The 16389-nt window shown below is 37.1% G+C and carries 15 protein-coding genes; 5 read left to right on the top strand and 10 right to left on the bottom strand.

Going from position 1 to position 16389, the window contains the following annotated elements; translation table 11 throughout:
- Window positions 1-5: 5 nt before the first annotated feature.
- Both R3F25_04265 and fusA read right to left on the bottom strand, forming a co-directional pair.
- Window positions 6-749, bottom strand: coding sequence for an ion transporter (locus tag R3F25_04265; GenBank protein MEZ5496030.1), 744 nt, complete (start codon window positions 747-749; stop codon window positions 6-8).
- Between the two features lie 84 nt (window positions 750-833).
- Complete coding sequence (fusA, locus tag R3F25_04260) at window positions 834-2921, bottom strand: elongation factor G (protein ID MEZ5496029.1); 2088 nt, start codon at window positions 2919-2921, stop codon at window positions 834-836.
- A 217-nt stretch (window positions 2922-3138) separates the two neighbouring features.
- Between fusA and R3F25_04255 the strand changes: the two genes are divergently transcribed.
- From R3F25_04255 to R3F25_04235, 5 genes are all read left to right on the top strand, one after another.
- Window positions 3139-4410, top strand: coding sequence for an ATP-binding cassette domain-containing protein (locus R3F25_04255; GenBank protein ID MEZ5496028.1), 1272 nt, complete (start codon window positions 3139-3141; stop codon window positions 4408-4410).
- A gap of 232 nt (window positions 4411-4642) precedes the next feature.
- Window positions 4643-5737, top strand: a complete 1095-nt coding sequence (locus tag R3F25_04250; protein MEZ5496027.1) for a hypothetical protein — start codon at window positions 4643-4645, stop codon at window positions 5735-5737.
- A 173-nt stretch (window positions 5738-5910) separates the two neighbouring features.
- Entirely contained in the window at window positions 5911-6273 is a 363-nt protein-coding gene (locus tag R3F25_04245) for a roadblock/LC7 domain-containing protein (GenBank protein MEZ5496026.1), read from the top strand.
- A 12-nt stretch (window positions 6274-6285) separates the two neighbouring features.
- Complete coding sequence (locus tag R3F25_04240) at window positions 6286-6738, top strand: PAS domain-containing protein (protein MEZ5496025.1); 453 nt, start codon at window positions 6286-6288, stop codon at window positions 6736-6738.
- Window positions 6735-7493 (top strand): phosphate/phosphite/phosphonate ABC transporter substrate-binding protein, encoded by a 759-nt coding sequence (locus R3F25_04235; GenBank protein ID MEZ5496024.1) that lies wholly within the window; start codon window positions 6735-6737, stop codon window positions 7491-7493. The genes R3F25_04240 and R3F25_04235 overlap by 4 nt, the downstream gene beginning before the upstream one ends.
- Window positions 7494-7566: 73 nt before the next feature.
- On the opposite strand, the gene R3F25_04230 is transcribed toward R3F25_04235, so the two are convergent.
- The 8 genes from R3F25_04230 to R3F25_04195 all read right to left on the bottom strand — a co-directional run bounded on the left by R3F25_04230 (window position 7567) and on the right by R3F25_04195 (window position 16251).
- Window positions 7567-8187, bottom strand: coding sequence for a hypothetical protein (locus R3F25_04230; GenBank protein MEZ5496023.1), 621 nt, complete (start codon window positions 8185-8187; stop codon window positions 7567-7569).
- A gap of 49 nt (window positions 8188-8236) precedes the next feature.
- Window positions 8237-8659 (bottom strand): hypothetical protein, encoded by a 423-nt coding sequence (locus R3F25_04225; protein ID MEZ5496022.1) that lies wholly within the window; start codon window positions 8657-8659, stop codon window positions 8237-8239.
- A 70-nt stretch (window positions 8660-8729) separates the two neighbouring features.
- Complete coding sequence (locus R3F25_04220; protein ID MEZ5496021.1) at window positions 8730-10616, bottom strand: ATP-binding cassette domain-containing protein; 1887 nt, start codon at window positions 10614-10616, stop codon at window positions 8730-8732.
- Window positions 10610-11383, bottom strand: coding sequence for an N-formylglutamate deformylase (hutG, locus tag R3F25_04215; protein MEZ5496020.1), 774 nt, complete (start codon window positions 11381-11383; stop codon window positions 10610-10612). Before hutG ends, R3F25_04220 begins: the two co-directional genes overlap by 7 nt.
- Before the next feature lie 113 nt (window positions 11384-11496).
- Window positions 11497-12585: a hypothetical protein gene (locus tag R3F25_04210; GenBank protein MEZ5496019.1), complete on the bottom strand. Its 1089-nt coding sequence runs from the start codon at window positions 12583-12585 to the stop codon at window positions 11497-11499.
- A gap of 147 nt (window positions 12586-12732) precedes the next feature.
- Complete coding sequence (locus tag R3F25_04205) at window positions 12733-13761, bottom strand: A/G-specific adenine glycosylase (protein MEZ5496018.1); 1029 nt, start codon at window positions 13759-13761, stop codon at window positions 12733-12735.
- A gap of 1 nt (window position 13762) precedes the next feature.
- A complete protein-coding gene (locus R3F25_04200; protein ID MEZ5496017.1) occupies window positions 13763-14863 on the bottom strand; it encodes an anhydro-N-acetylmuramic acid kinase in 1101 nt (366 codons plus the stop codon).
- Window positions 14860-16251 carry a peptidoglycan DD-metalloendopeptidase family protein gene (locus R3F25_04195; GenBank protein ID MEZ5496016.1) on the bottom strand — a complete coding sequence of 464 codons (1392 nt, stop codon included), beginning with the start codon at window positions 16249-16251 and terminating at the stop codon, window positions 14860-14862. Before R3F25_04195 ends, R3F25_04200 begins: the two co-directional genes overlap by 4 nt.
- Between the last annotated feature and the right edge of the window lie 138 nt (window positions 16252-16389).

Genomic DNA, 16389 nt, shown 5'->3' with positions numbered 1-16389 from the left:
AACTTTCAAGTGTAGCGCTTCCCTCTTCTTTTCGCCTTATCTGCCTTATTTTTTTCACGCTCTTCTTCCAAAACATTAACGACAACTCCGATAATCATATTCAAAAAAGCAAAAGCTGTAAAGAATATAAAAGACAGATAATAAATCCAACTCAACCCATATACCTGCATAGTTTCATACATAACTTCTGTCCAACCCTCAAAAGTCATCACACGGAAGAGAGTCAACATACTTATAAGAATATCTCCCCATAGTTCAGAGTTAATATGTCTGAAGAAGGTGCTACCCATTGCTGCATATATGTTAAAAATTATAAACATCAACAACATGACATAGCCCAATTGTGGCAAGGCTTTCACTAATGAATTCACCAGAATTCGTAGCTCAGGAATCATGGAAACCATTCTTAAAACTCTGAAAATTCGAATCAAGCGTCCTAGAAATGCCATGTCGGTACTTTCTGCAGGAATCAAACTAATAACAACTATTAGAGTGTCAAAAATATTCCAGCCATTCTTGAAAAATTGAGATTTATTTGGTTCTGCAATGAAGCGGATGATGATTTCAAAAAGAAATATAATGGTAATTGTCCAATCCAATATTTCAACAATTCCAAACAAACTCGAAGGAATGTCATAGGTTTTCATACCCACAACCAAGGCCGAGAAAATAATGACAGCAATGACGAAAGTTTCAAACAATCGGTTGGTGTTCAGCTGTTCTGAAAATTTTTGTAACTTAGAAAACATAATCAATATTTTATCTAACTTATTTGCAATAAAAAAGGCGTTAACTTTCGCTAACGCCTTTTATTGACAACTAATTTAATGAATTTACTTATTCTTAGCTTCTTTTCTCGCCTTCGCTGCTGCAATAACTGCTTCCGCAACATTCGCAGGACAAGAGTTATAATGAGAAAACTCCATTGAGAATTGTCCACGACCTGAAGTCATAGTTCTCAATGTGCCAATGTATCCAAACATTTCTGATAATGGAACATCCGCTTTAATTCTTACAGCTGTTGTTGAAGGTTCTTGAGATTTAATCATACCGCGACGACGATTCAAATCACCAATCACATCACCAACGTGATCGTCCGGCGTAAATACATCCACAGCCATAATTGGTTCCATCAATTGTGGAGCCGCTTTTGGCATAGATTGACGATATGCACCTTTTGCTGCCGCTTCAAACGCCATTGAAGACGAGTCAACCGCGTGATAAGCTCCATCCATCAATGTGAATTTCAAATCAGTACAAGGGTAGCCCGCCAATACACCTTCAGACATCAGTGATTTAAAACCATGTTCAATCGCTGGAAAATACTCTTTAGGAACATTACCACCAACCACAACAGATTCAAATACATAACCTGAACCCAATTCGCCCGGCTCAATACGGTAATCAATTTTACCAAATTGACCCGCACCACCAGATTGTTTCTTATGAGTATAAGAATCTTCAATCGGCTGAGTAATCGCTTCACGATAGGCCACCTGAGGAGCTCCCACTTGAACGTCAACGCCATAAGTACGTTTTAAGATATCAATCTTAATATCCAAGTGCAACTCACCCATTCCTTTCAGAATTGTTTCACCGGAATCTTCGTCCGTTTCAACTTGGAAAGATGGGTCTTCTTTAATCATTTTACCGATTGCAACTGATAATTTTTCAGAAGCTGCTTTGTCTTTAGGACTAACTGCCATAGAGATAACCGGATCAGGGAATACCATTGGTTCTAGTGTCGCCGCATCTTTAGGATCACAAAGCGTGTGACCTGTCTGTACGTTTTTCATACCTAAAACTGCAACAATATCACCAGCTTGAGCTGCTTCAAGTTCTATCCTTTCATCAGCATGCATTTCCACGATACGTCCGATTCTTTCAGTTTTACCTGTGAATGTATTAAGAACTTGCATACCTTTTTCCATTCTACCTGAGTAAATACGGATAAATGTCAATGCACCGAAACGGTCTTCCATGATTTTGAACGCCAATGCTCTTAATGGTTTATCAGGATCAACGATTGCAAATTTACCGGTTTCATTACCTTCGAGGTCAACTTCAGGTTGAGGTTTAACTTCTGTAGGATCAGGCAAATAGTCAACAACCGCGTCCAGTACCAACTGAACACCTTTATCTTTAAAAGCAGAACCACAATAAGTCGGGAAGAAATCCATTGTACCTGTACCTTTACGGATACACTCTTTGATTTTTTCCATGCTAGGCTCTTCACCTTCAAGATAGGATTCCAAAGCTTCATCATCTTGTTCCAAAGCTGTTTCAATCAATTTTTCACGATATTCTTCAACTTTATCAGCCATATCAGCAGGTACATCCTTGATTACATAATTCAAAGAACCTGAATCTTCCCAATACCATGCTTTGCGAGTTAACAGGTCAACAACACCCACAAACTCGTCTTCTATTCCAATTGGAAGTACCATAACCAAAGGATGAGCACCAAGAACATTCTCTACCTGATCAACTACACGATAGAAATCGGCACCGATACGATCCAGTTTGTTAACGAAAATGATACGAGAGACTTCTGAATCATTTGCATAACGCCAGTTGGTTTCTGATTGAGGCTCAACACCACCGGAACCACAGAATACACCAACACCACCGTCAAGTACTTTCAATGAACGATAAACTTCCACAGTAAAGTCAACGTGACCCGGAGTGTCAATAATATTCAAACGATGGTCATTCCACATACAACTTGTTGCTGCCGATTGAATTGTGATCCCACGTTCACGTTCTTGATCCATGAAGTCAGTTGTTGCTGAGCCATCATGAGTCTCGCCTGTTTGGTGGATTTTTCCTGTTAATGCCAAAATACGCTCAGTTGTAGTCGTTTTACCGGCATCCACGTGAGCGAAAATTCCTATATTCCTGTATTTAGATAAGTCTGTCATAATCGTTCATTCTGTTAATTTTTATGAGTTTGGCGGAGCTGAAAAATGCCCGCCGAATAATTTGAGGACGCATGATACTTGAAAAACCTTGTAAGGTTAAGTAATTATTGACTTTGAGTGTGATTATTGTTGAAAAATTCAACTTAAAGTCAATATTGTCGAACACTTCACTAAAAAAAGAGTAGTTTGTTCATTTTTTTTAATTATAATCCACAGAATGGATACTCTTCTAAAAATCAAAAACCTTCAATTGGGCTACGGAAACGAAGAAATGTTAAGGATTGATGAACTCAATCTCACACACAACAGCGTTACGGCTCTTCTTGGTCCTTCAGGTACCGGCAAAAGCTCTTTAATCAATGCGATACTAAGGGAATCACCTTCTCTATCTTACTGGGAGAAAGGCAAGTTTTATCTTGAAGGAGAACGACTTGACAAATCCTTATCAGAAAAGCAAATCGGTCATGTGCTTCAAAAAGCTCGATTATTTACCGGCACAGTTCTGGAAAACTTCACTGATGATTTAGAGTTTCTTAAACTTGAAAGTGACGCTGCACAAAAAAACTTCGCCCGTGAAGTTTTCCAACGACTTGGAATCTGGGAATTGTTTGAGGATATACTTGATAAGCCGGCAATTAAACAAAGCATGGGAATACACAAAATGCTATTGATTGCCAAAGCGGTTGCGAGCAAACCCAAATTATTGTTACTTGATGAGGTTCTGGCAAATACATCGCTCAAGGATGAAGAAATTATTATCGGAGTTATCAAAAAACTCAAAGAAATCACAACCGTGCTTTTAATCACTCATAACAAAGAAGAGGCAAAAGAAATCAGTGACTCCATTGCCTTAGTAAGTGGCGGAGTGTTGCATGAACATACTGAAACGAATCAATTTTTTAAACAACCCCAAACAGAACTTGGAAAAGAATTTCTGCAAAGTGGAAGTGCATGGTACTCGAACCCTCTGAACGATATTGTAAAAAAAGAAAACCAACTGAGCATATTGCGCCGATTTTCGAGTATTTGTGAGTTTTACTGGATATTACCCAATCAACTCGGAGGCATGCAAAAACCCGGCTTAATGACTGAACTTGAAGATGATTTAAAAATTATGCAACAACTGGGGGTTGACTGCCTTGTCAGCCTGCAACAAAAGCCGATTGATCCGCATGAATTAGGAAAGTTTCAGATTGAAGGGGTTCACTTCCCTATCAAAGATATGGGAGTTCCAGAAATTGATAAAACCTTTGAGTTTCTATCACTTATGCAAAAATATTTCGACGAAGGAAAGAGCGTTATTTATCACTGTAAAGCCGGAATGGGCAGAACCGGAATTATGCTGGCATGTAACTTAATATTTCTTAACAAAATCTCTGCAATTAAAGCCATAGAGAAGATTCGTTCTATCAATCACAAGTACATTCAGACAGATGAACAAATTGAATTTGTAGGGAAATTTGAACTTTATCAAAAGTCAAGAGCCTAATTGTTACAAATTGTGACAAATTTCGTTACATAGTTAAATAAATGTGAATTTCATCTCAGTTTCCTGATGATTAAAACAATTATTATGTGAACCATATCAAGTTCTTTGAATAAAACTTGTTTGTTACATACAATAAACTTAATGAAAATCATTTAGATTAGAAATATATACCACTTAAGAATATTTACAAGCCAATTTTTTGGTTCACACGAATTTTACTGGGGGTGATGTCGTGTCAAAAGCTAACAAAACACTATCTCTACTTCAACTGGATGAAAGCCTGGTTGGCGTTATAGCGTCATATTGTCATTTATTAAAATCAAGACTGCAAGACAACTGGTCTGTCAATCGTATCAATAATCAATCTGATGTCATATTTCTTCGGGAGAATGAGGAAGCGAATGCAGATATTGATGATAGAACTAAAGCCAAAGTTATTCTTAGCAAGAATCCAAGCGATTTGATTGAAAGAATTGGAGGCGAAATTTTAACTTACAGAATCAGTTACCCAATAAACAGCTCCAAAATTCTAGGAGTTTTAAACGCAATCTCAGAGTCAAAGGTACTTAAGGATAGCAAAGGTGTCAACTTCAAAATGGGCTTTAGCTTAAAGAATGCTTTTTCAAAATTTATGCACAGCATAAAGGAAATCAAATCTTCAGCCTCTCAAACAATTAAAAAGACACCTGCAAGAAGCCAAAATGTTGCTACAAAAATTATGGAATTGAGAAACCCTGATGCATTGAAAACACTCAAAGTCGTGTTTCTGGGTCGTCCGGGTTCAGGAAAAACAACAGCCATCAGCTCTGCTTGCGATAATAACATCCTTACCAGTGAAGTCAAAGCGACGGATACTGTTGGACTATTAAAGCAAAACACAACAATTGGAATTGACTTTGGTGAATACAATACACCAAAAGCCAAACTGAGAGTTTATGGTACACCCGGACAAAAACGCTATGATTTTGTTCAAAATCAAACTGTTGACAAGGCTAATATTTATGTCATTTTGGTTGATTTATCGTCAGTCGCTCCTTATGCCGAATTTTTACATTATCGTGAAATCATCGATCAATCCGGAAATCGGGATGCTATGAAAGTGGTTGCTTTTACACATTACGATATCAAAGAGCACAACATGGCTCAATTATCCAAGGAAATCAGACACAAATGTAACGATGAGATTCTAACAGTGAAAGTTGATACGAGACAAAAAGATGAAGTTCGTTTCATGCTCAACAAAGTGACTGAAATGGTTCTTGATGAAACACCGGCTCATCAGCATTATGCGGAGAACTCCTTGTTTTTAAAGAATATTAATGGTTAACATATAATTATCCTTTAAAAATCAGTATTTTCTGGCAGAGTTTACTATAATTACTTTAAGAATCCTTGATTGATATCAAGCAGTGTTTGCAAGAAATCAATTAGAATACGCGATACTGGTTTGTGCATTCTGGAATATTGCAAAACCACCAACAGTTTTATAAGGAGAAAATTATGAGAATAGAAAAGCTCAACGATATATTAATTGAGCTCAACAGCTCTTCAACAGACCTCGAAGCCTCTGCTATCATTTCAACTGATGGTCTGATTATTGCATCTCAACTACCAACAAGCATTGATGAAGACCGTGTTGGTGCTATGAGTGCTGCAATGTTATCATTAGGTGACAGAACAGCACAAGAGTTGGAGAGAGGAATACTCGATCAAGTACTGATTAAAGGTGATAATGGTTATGTGTTGATGGTGAAAGCCGGAGAAGATGCCGTACTAACAGTAATGGCAAAAAGTAATGCTAAACTGGGATTGATTTTTCTGGATGTAAAAAGAGCTGCCAAGAAAATATCAGATATGATTTAGGAGGCGTTAGTCATGAGTAAAGTACAACTGAAATATTATGACAATACCAATGCCGAACGTGAAATAGTTGATGAGGAAGTTCCTTTTCCTGAGGGAAAACTGATTGTATCAAGAACTGATACCAAAGGAATTATTACTCATTGTAACCAGGCCTTTATCGAAATGTCCGGTTTTAACGAAGATGAATTGATTGGAGCTCCTCATTACATACTCAGACATCCAGATATGCCGGCAGTCGCATTTCAAGGTTTGTGGGATACAATAAACACGCAAACGAAATGGAGTGGATATGTAAAAAACCTCCGAAAAGATGGCAAATACTATTGGGTTTATGCGGTAGTCGTACCCAATATTCGGGATGGTAAATTAGTTGGTTTTGCATCAGTGAGAAGAAAACCCTCAAGAACCAAGATTAACGAATGCACAGAACTATATAAAAAGTTACTGGCGGAGGAGAAACAATGAAATTCACAATGACCGTCAGCCCGGACTTTTCACCGGATCATATTGCAGGTTGGTATATTTTCAACACTTGGTTGCAAAAGCAAACAAATGAGTCTATTCATCTCGAGCTTTACGATTCTTTTGAAAGACAAAGAGAGGATATTAAAGCCGGGAAAATTGATTTAATTTATGCTAATCCCTACGATGCCTCCATGTTGATTCGGGATAAAGGCTTTACTGCGATAGCCGCCCCGGTGAATAAATCAGATGAAGCAATTATTTGCGTCAATAGTGAATCGAGCTATCACAAAGTCGAAGACTTGAAAGAGAACTGCAATATTGCCACAGCAAGTGATCCAGAAGTCAGTACCATCGGTATGATTATGCTGGAACCCGCTGACTTGAATCCCGCGAATATTAATGTCACCGAATATCAAAACTATGTCATGGTTGCTAAAAACCTAATCAATGGTAAAGAAGATGCCGGTTTTTTCCTCAAAGAAGGCTATGAAGATATGTCAAAATTTCTGCGAAGCCAATTGAGACCAATCGTAACCAGTCAAATTTCAGTCATAAGACATAACTTTTTGATTGGTCCGAGTTTTTTTGAAAACTCTGATTTGGAAGTTGATGATATGCGCGAATTACTAGCTGAAATGCATAGTAGCGAAAAAGGCAAAAGCACATTGCAATCATTAGGCTTTAACAAGTGGGAACAACAATCTCAAGATGATGCCGAATTTATGATTGACCTAATGGATACCTTAATTACCTAAAGTTCAATAAAAAAAAGTAATAAAAAAACCGGAATCCTTTGATTTCGGTTTTTTTATTGATTCATCAAATATACTACTTACCGTATCGCAAATACAGCATCCAAACCAACTCAACAAATTCAGGGCGATTAAAAGATGGAACACCTTCAACGGCAAGTACAAAAACTTCATCTTCAATATTCAAAGGCCAGAAACCCAAACGACTGTTTCCGGACGCATCAACAATTGACCATGCTTGTGAATTCAACCCCAGACGGCTATTTATGCCTAGTGCACGGCGTTTATGCATCATCGCAATGTCAGCCGACAAAACAGAAATTTCATCGCTCATTTCAGATGGAAAACCATTATTTGCCACACAAAAACCTTGTGAATCAGACAGTAGAGACTTTCCGTTTTTTGAGAAAAACTTGATAATATTCACCAAATCCTCTTCGATATTTCCTACCGGTACTTGGAATTGATTATCAACAACCTGAATTAATTTCAAACCTTCAAACTCTTTGAGTTTATCTTGCAAACTCTCAGAACTTTTCACATTAAAAATCTCCAGTAAGTTGGTTTCTGAAAGTTCGGGACTAGAAGAATGGTTAACTAAACGTCTGATAACATCTCTATATTCCGTTTTTTCACTATCCTGAACGAAATAATATGAACCGCCGGGTGTGGGCATTAAATATTTTTTAGATTCCATAAATTAAAACCTGTTCCTCAAATTTTTTCGACTATTCAACCTAGTCACTTTATTTAATCTCTGACAAATGAGCCGATGACAATAACGCACCCACGAGTCCTAAACTAAGAAATGAGCCTTTCAAATCTTTAATAACTGTTGAATCTTTCAACACACTGTTCATAGATCGAGTTAACGTCATAGTCTTATTTGATGGTAATAAATGACCGTAACTGTCCAAGATACGTTTTTTATAATCCAATCCTTTGTCACCCAGGGCAATAAATAAATCAACAATCGCACCAAATAAAAGCTCAGGATTATTATCACGAGCATAAACCTCAATCCTTTGCTGATGCAAAATTAAATCTCCATTATTTCGACCTATCGAGAAGGAAAGAATAGAGTCTAAATCACTCCCATTGTAATTGACATAGGAATAGTCCGATTTACGCAGAAATGTTGGTTCGACTAAGTATTTATGCTTTTTCATCACTAAATCATATCACAATTATTTGATAACTATTTGAGTTTTATCAATTTTTATTAAAATAATAAATGAGCTATTCCAATTGTTCAGAAATTTCTAACCATGAAGATTCCAACTCCACAATTCGTTTCTTAACCTCGCTCTGAGTGATAGTAATTTCTTTTAACTTTGCTGAATTTTGAGGCTCATAGAGACTTTCATCCATGAGTTTTTCATTGTTTTGATGCTCTTGCTTTTGTAATTTTTCCAATTCTGTTTCTATTTTCCGAAGTTTCTGTCTCAACGGTTTCTGTAATTCTCTCAATTCAGCAGCTTGCTGCCTCTGTAGTTTTTTATTATTTTGAGAATAAACTTCCCCTTCAACATCCTCTTCAGTTTGAACAGCATTTTTTCGGGTGTCATTGGCCCAGCGATAATAGTCCTGTAAATCACCGTCAAAAGTTTGGACTTCTCCATTCGCAACTAATAACAATTTATCTGTCACCGTTGATAATAAATACCTATCATGAGAAACCAGAATCATCGCACCTTCATAACTTTGGAGAGCAACACTAATCGCATGTCGCATCCGTATGTCTAAATGGTTCGTCGGTTCATCCAGTAAAAGCAAGTTTGGTTTTTGGTAAACCAATAAAGCCAACACTAATCGCGCTTTTTCTCCGCCTGAAAAGTGCTGAACATTATCCGTTGCCATGTCATTGTGAAATGCAAATCCACCCAAATAGTTTCTTGCCTGTTGTTCTGAAATGTTTTTATCAATCAATTTTAAATGTTCAATCGGACTCAAATCGAAGTGCAATTGATCCAATTGATGCTGTGCAAAATAACCAATTCGCAATTCTTTGGCATAATCAATTTCACCATTGAAAATATTTATTTCTTTGGCAATCAGTTTGATTAAAGTCGATTTTCCCGCTCCGTTAAAGCCAAGCAAACCAATCTTTTCTCCTTTTTGAATTAACAAATTAATATTTTTTAAAATTTCTTTTTTAGCATAACCTGTTGATGCATCAGTGATTTTTAACAATTGCTGAGGAATAAACCCTTCATTGGAAAAATTGAAATTGAATGGCGAATCAATCTGTGCCGCTGAAATCAATTCCATCTTTTCGAGTGCTTTAACTCGACTTTGAGCCTGTTTCGCTTTACTGGCTTTGTAGCGGAAGCGGTCGATATAAGATTGCATGTGTTTAATTTGCTTTTGTTGGCTTTCAAACATTGCTTGTTGCAGACTCATTTTTTCAGCTCGAATTCTTTCAAATGAGTCATAATTTCCCTGATAAAGAGTCGCTTTTCCATGTTCAATGTTAATAATTTGCGAACACACAGCATTGAGAAAATCCCTGTCATGAGAAATCAGCAGAATAATTCCTGCATAATGTTTCAGCCACTCTTCAAGCCAAATTATTGCCTCTAAGTCCAGGTGATTGGTTGGCTCATCAAGCAACAAAATATCCGACCGGCACATCAATGCCTGTGCCAAGTTCAGACGCATTCTCCAGCCACCGGAGAATGAATTGACCGGTTTTTGCTCATCTGATGTTGAAAAACCCAAACCATTTAACAATTTTGCCGCTCTGGAGTTAGCGGTGTAACCGTCAATTTGTTGCATAGAATCATACAATACTGCCAACTTATTAGAATCATTACAATCCTGAGCTTGTTGAATCTGTTCCTCAATCTCCCTGAACTCATTATCGCCGTCCATAACATATTCAATTGCAGAACGATTGGAATTGGAAATTTCTTGCGCGACATGAGCAATGAGGAGTTTATCAGAGACTGAAAATTCACCGGAATCAGCGTGTAATTCACCAAGTATCAGTTTGATTAAACTGGTTTTTCCACATCCGTTTGCACCGGTAAGACCGACTTTTGATTTCGGATTGACGATAAAGCTAACATCACTGAATAGTTCCTTCTTACCGCGCGATAAGGTTATATTATTGAAAGTTAGCATAAACTGTTAATCGCTCTGATCAATACGGTTTTCAATTTTTCAGCCTTTTCATAGTCATAGCGATTATGTTTTTCATCCAAATAATTGATTTGTGACAATTCAATTTGAATGGCATGAATGTTTTCTTCAGGTTTTCCGTAATGCCGTGTGATATAACCACCTTTAAAACGACCATTCAAAACATGCGAATAACGATTCTGAGCTTCTAAAACTGACATAAAACGCTGAATAATTTCATCTCCACAACTTTTCCCGCTATTGGTGCCGATGTTAATATCAGTCAGCCTTCCCTCAAAAAATCGTGGAACTTCCGATTTAATACTATGACAGTCGATTAAAATAGCAAACCCATGTTGCTGTTTTATCACTTCCAGCTTGTCTTTGATAATCTGATGATAAGGTTTCCAGTAAGTTTTAATTCTTCGCTCAATTTCTGATTCATCAGGTTTCTCCGCTTTATAAATTGGACTTTCATCAAACAATGTGGTTGGGCAAAGTTCAGTAACGGATTGTCCGGGATATAACGAAGCATTATCCGGCGGGCGGTTCAAATCAATCACAAAACGGGAAATATTGGTTTTCAACAAACTAATATCAAAATCCTTGGCAAAATTGAATATTTGAGACACATAAAAATCCCTGTCAGGAGTTTTTAAAGCAGAGTCATTCATGTTTTTTGCAATTTCATCCGGAATCACATCGCCATCATGCGGAATTGAAAACAAGATTGGGGAATTGCGGTTGTGAAACAAATAATCTTTAGCCATGATTTCTTAAGTTACTGTGTTTATTTCATTCAAAAAAAAGGCAACGCTGTCTGTTGCCTTTAAAGAAACCTATTATAACGAATGATTTTCAGTGTTGTACAATCACGAGGTCGTTAATTGAATTTAACTGATTTTCTTATAATAACAATACCAACAACTCCCAAAATAAGCATTATTAATGTGTTTAAAGATAACATCGGTACAGGTATAGGTGCAGCCACAGGAGCTGGTGGAACATATTCAATAAATCGAGCACTAACACCGGATATTTTGGTTTCAACGACATTCCCAAGCCTGTCGATCTCATGAACTCCTGATCCATTGGTTGTTAATATATTGCCATTCGGTAACTCATAAACTCCTCGGTAACCACCCAAACTCGCGGGGTCATAGATTCCAATTTGATTTCCTGCCGAATCATATTCTACTACTCCTTCTTCTGTGCCTGAAAAATTTGCAACCAGAATGTTACCTGAATTGGTTTCAAATATCTGCTCAGGAAAAGTATTTATAGGACTAAAATCAGACAAATAATTCCCACTTATGTCATAACTGTGGAGAGCATCACTAGTTATTCCTCCAACTAATGCTTGAGAGTTGGTTCTCAAGTAAATGTCAAAAGGTGAGTCCAAACCACCAGATGCATTAGCAACAAAATTACCAGTATAATTTCCAGATGTATCGAATTGAGCAACTGAATCATCATTTGCTCCTCCACCAACAGTTACAAGCAGATTTCCTGACGAATCCAATGCAATTCCTCTCACATTATCCAAAATACTATTATCAACACCTCCAGCTGGGGCAAAAATCCCCATATAACTTCCGTTTAAATCGTATTGCTGCACTGCATCATCAATTTGATCTGAAACAAGAAATGATTGTCTATCTGAAGAAATAATGGCATGGATTGGTGTTGACAAGTTTGTTGGATCTGATGGAATAAAATCCGCATCCAGTAAATTTCCGGTCATAGGATCAAAAGCCATAACCCTATCATTTGTGGATTCAGGAATAAGCAATAAACCAGAATCGACGAGAGTTCCCATTGCAATCAAACGACTGTTGCTGTCCGGTGTTGGAGTTGTTTGCGGCTCTGATGAAAAGCCCGTTATTTCATCTTCAATTTCCTGAGCTGTTGGATTTGCAAATATATTATTAGAAGCCAACAGCAACATAAATGATATAAACTTGTTTTTCATAATTAAATTCCCCAATAAAGTTAAATTGATTTTAGCATCAACATTTTACAAATTCTAACCGTATTATAACCTGTTTCAAACAATCTTAATAATTTGAATAAAGCATTAATCTGATATTATTAACTATATTTCATTCAAAAATGATATTTAGTTTTTCTGCTCAATGTTTTTATGAGTAGTTAAACACTTTTGTAATAATGAACTAGGACTTACTTTTTTTATTGAATCAATATCAAACCATTGCTGATTGCTATTTAACTGCAAAGCTTCGATGCCATGATACTGTTTGGGTTTCACATAAATACTGTAACGAGTAATGAAGTGCTTAAAAGTGTAATCTTTCGGTTTTTCTTCATGTTTGGAACATTTTCCGGGAAGCAGCCACTGGTTCTTAAGGAATGGCAATTTGGTATTTTTCTCAAGTAAAACTTGATTCTTCCGAGAGTAAATTTCTGGTTGCCAGTACCAAATTTGGCTTGGAGTTTTTTTCCGTTTGAGTGGAACTTCACTTATTGATTTTTGACTTTGTGCCAAGCAGTTATCTGACCAAGGACATTGATTACAAAGTGGTGATTGTGGCAAACAAACCATCGCGCCTAGTTCCATCAATGCCTGATTGACCTCAGAGCTTGGAAATTCAAACTGATTAAGACTATCTGCAATACCTTGCAGGTATTTTTTGTGTTCGGTCTTCCACCATTTTTGCTTGTAATTCAACAATCTCGTTAGAATCCGTATGACATTTCCATCAAGCACACCGACTTTTTCATCGAAAGCAATGGATGAAATCGCTCTGGAAGTATAGTCTCCCAAACCGGGATACTTGAGGAGTTCTTGATATGAGTCTGGAATACCACCATTTTCAACAAACAACTGCGCTGCTTTGTGTAAATTTCTGGCTCGAGAATAATATCCCAGTCCACTCCATAGTTGCAAAACTTCCTCAATATCACTATTCGCCAAGGTTTGTAAATCTGGAAATTGTTTGATGAATCTTTCAAAATAGGGAATCACTGCCTGAACCGTGGTTTGCTGCAGCATAATTTCTGAAATCCAAATTCGGTAAGCTGAACGATTATCTCGCCACGGAAGTTGTCTTTTTTTGAGTAAGTACCAATCGTGTAAAGATTGAGCCAGAGCGTGAAAATTTATTTTCGAATGGATTATTTCAGGCATTTCAACAACGAATCAAATCGCCATATAGAATCCTATTTTGACTTCCGGTAATAGCAGATAAATCGAGTTTGATTTGATTGACGCGGAGATAGGCAAGATAGGCAAATAGTATGGACTCAATCCAATCACCATCAAAACCGAAATCTTCAGACAAATGAACCGGTAACTGACTATACATACCTAACAATTCCAATAGAAATTTGTTTTTGCTTCCGCCGCCCATAACTACAACCTCATCGACAGGAAAACGGCTTTTTTTGATTTCATTACTGATTGACAAAGCTGACAAATGTGTCAAAGTATTCTGAACATTTGCTGCCGGACATTTCCATAAGGAGTTCTCAAAACCGGATAACCAGGTTAAATTAAAATATTCACGCCCGGTGCTTTTAGGAGCTTGCAAATTAAAGTATCTATCACCAATCAATTGATTTAAAAGATTTTTATCAAGTTCGCCGGTTTGTGCCCACTGTCCATTGGCATCATATTTTTCACCCTTGTTTTTTAAAATCCATTCATCCAGCAAGCAATTTGCAGGACCGGTATCATAACCTGAGGGTTGCGGATAATTCTTACCAATAAAACTAATATTGGCAATACCGCCTAAATTTAAAATGGCATAATTCTTTGTCTCACTATGAAATAATTTCTGATGAATCACCGGAGCTAAAGGTGCGCCCTGCCCTTTATAAGCCATATCCAAATTTCGGAAGTTACTGACAACATCAATTCCGCAACGAGCCGCAATCTGATGAGGTGAGCCAATTTGAATCGTGTTTTTGTATTCACCATTCGGCTCATGAAAAATAGTCTGTCCATGTGAACCAATTGCAGTAATTTGTTTCGCTTCAAATTGAGTTTTTTTTAGTAAGTGAATCACTGCATCAGAAAATTCATGAGCCAGTTGTGAATCAATTTGAGAAAGTTCCACAAGTGTTATTGACTGATTTTTTATCAGTTGTTGTAATTGATGTCGCAAACCACTCGAAAAATCATGGCTGTGAGTTTCAACAAGCTGGATTTTGTTTTCACCAATACCAACTAAAGCAGCATCAATACTGTCAACGCTTGTTCCGGAAAGTAAACCGATGAAATATTTCAAGATTCTTTTTTTGTGGCTTTTTTATCCTGTAGAGCAATCTGACCCACATCCAGACTTTCAAGTTGCGAAAATAAAGGAGTCGCAAATTTCAGATATTCAGGCATTTTATTTTTCGCCAACGGGCTGGCTTTGGGTAATTCAACAGTTCTCGGATTTCGGTGAACGCCGTTGAGTACAAATTCATAATGCAAATGAGCACCACTGACCAAGCCGGTTGCTCCGACTGTTCCAATTACCTGACCTTGCTTGACTCTCTGACCTTGTTTGACATTTCGCTTTGTAAAATGTAAATATTTTGTCGTTATGCCATTCGGATGTTGGATAAACACATGGTTGCCATTGAATTTATCATAAGAAGAACGAATAACCGAACCATCACCGGCTGCATATACCGGTGTTCCAACCGGAGCTGCATAATCAATTCCTCGATGCGGTTTTACTCTTTTTTGAACCGGATGAAAGCGTTTCGGGTTGAAATTAGAGCTGATATATGAAAAGTTTAAAGGTGCTCGCAAGAAGGCTTTCTTCATATTCCGGCCTTCTGGGTTGTAATAGCTATAACCTTCGCCATCATCAAAAGCAACCGCTTTATAAACATCACCCTGATTGCTAAATGATGCTGCAATGATTTTGCCATCTCTCAAAAACTCACCATCTTGATAAATTTTTTCATAGATCAAACTAAAACTATCGCCTTCCCTGATATCCAGTACAAAATCAATATCCCAAGCAAATATATTCGCCAGTTTCATGACCATTGAATCGGTCAATCCGGCATTTTTGCCAGCATTAAATAACGAATTGGTAATCACGCCATTGGATGTTTGCACCTGAATTTCAACATCGTGTTCGATTGTTGACGTCGAAATTTCACTATCTTCAAGGCTCACAATTAACTCTTGTTGCTCAGAGATATTGTATTTCAGCTTTTTAAATTCACCCTGATCGGAAATATCAAAGCTAATAACCGCTCCGGGATATATTTTTGTTAAATGTTTGGTCGATTTATCAAAATGGATGATTTTGTACAATAACGACTGACTGAGATTTAAACTATCAAAAATATTGGATAAAGATTGTCCTTTTTGAACCTCAATATTTTTCCATTTGATCTCGTCAACAAGAGTTTGATCTGTCAAACTTATCAAAGGATTGCTGGGAATATCGAGTTTGAACTCTTTATGTCTGCTGATTTTATCCGTTGAATCAATGCTGAAAGCAAATAAAACTAACAAACTTCCAAAAACCAAAATTGTGATAATCGGAGCTTTTTTAACACTACTGATTTTCTTGAAAGCCTGGTTTGCGAATGAATTTACTGAATTGGTAAGACCGAGACTTTTGCGGTTTCTGTCGATAAAAACTGCCTGCTTATGTTTCTTTTTCAAATACTTGCACGCTTTTTCTTTGAATCGTTGTTAAAGATATAGCAGTTGGGATAATTCGTCAATGAATTATTGAGCTAGATTGTTATTAAGCGGGAAATTCAGGTAAAATACCTCACTTTATTTTTTCAAAGAAAGGAA

Source organism: Gammaproteobacteria bacterium (genome assembly GCA_041395445.1).
Classification (GTDB): Bacteria; Pseudomonadota; Gammaproteobacteria; order Xanthomonadales; family Marinicellaceae; genus NORP309.
This window is presented reverse-complemented; position numbering and strand designations above follow the sequence as displayed.

Bases quoted from the DNA above. Each gene is read 5' to 3' on its own strand.
- R3F25_04265 (MEZ5496030.1), bottom strand. From the start codon at position 749: ATGTTTTCTAAGTTACAAAAATTTTCAGAACAGCTGAACACCAACCGA.
- fusA (MEZ5496029.1), bottom strand. From the start codon at position 2,921: ATGACAGACTTATCTAAATACAGGAATATAGGAATTTTCGCTCACGTG.
- R3F25_04255 (MEZ5496028.1), top strand. From the start codon at position 3,139: ATGGATACTCTTCTAAAAATCAAAAACCTTCAATTGGGCTACGGAAAC.
- R3F25_04245 (MEZ5496026.1), top strand. From the start codon at position 5,911: ATGAGAATAGAAAAGCTCAACGATATATTAATTGAGCTCAACAGCTCT.
- R3F25_04240 (MEZ5496025.1), top strand. From the start codon at position 6,286: ATGAGTAAAGTACAACTGAAATATTATGACAATACCAATGCCGAACGT.
- R3F25_04235 (MEZ5496024.1), top strand. From the start codon at position 6,735: ATGAAATTCACAATGACCGTCAGCCCGGACTTTTCACCGGATCATATT.
- R3F25_04230 (MEZ5496023.1), bottom strand. From the start codon at position 8,187: ATGGAATCTAAAAAATATTTAATGCCCACACCCGGCGGTTCATATTAT.
- R3F25_04225 (MEZ5496022.1), bottom strand. From the start codon at position 8,659: ATGAAAAAGCATAAATACTTAGTCGAACCAACATTTCTGCGTAAATCG.
- R3F25_04220 (MEZ5496021.1), bottom strand. From the start codon at position 10,616: ATGCTAACTTTCAATAATATAACCTTATCGCGCGGTAAGAAGGAACTA.
- hutG (MEZ5496020.1), bottom strand. From the start codon at position 11,383: ATGGCTAAAGATTATTTGTTTCACAACCGCAATTCCCCAATCTTGTTT.
- R3F25_04210 (MEZ5496019.1), bottom strand. From the start codon at position 12,585: ATGAAAAACAAGTTTATATCATTTATGTTGCTGTTGGCTTCTAATAAT.
- R3F25_04205 (MEZ5496018.1), bottom strand. From the start codon at position 13,761: ATGCCTGAAATAATCCATTCGAAAATAAATTTTCACGCTCTGGCTCAA.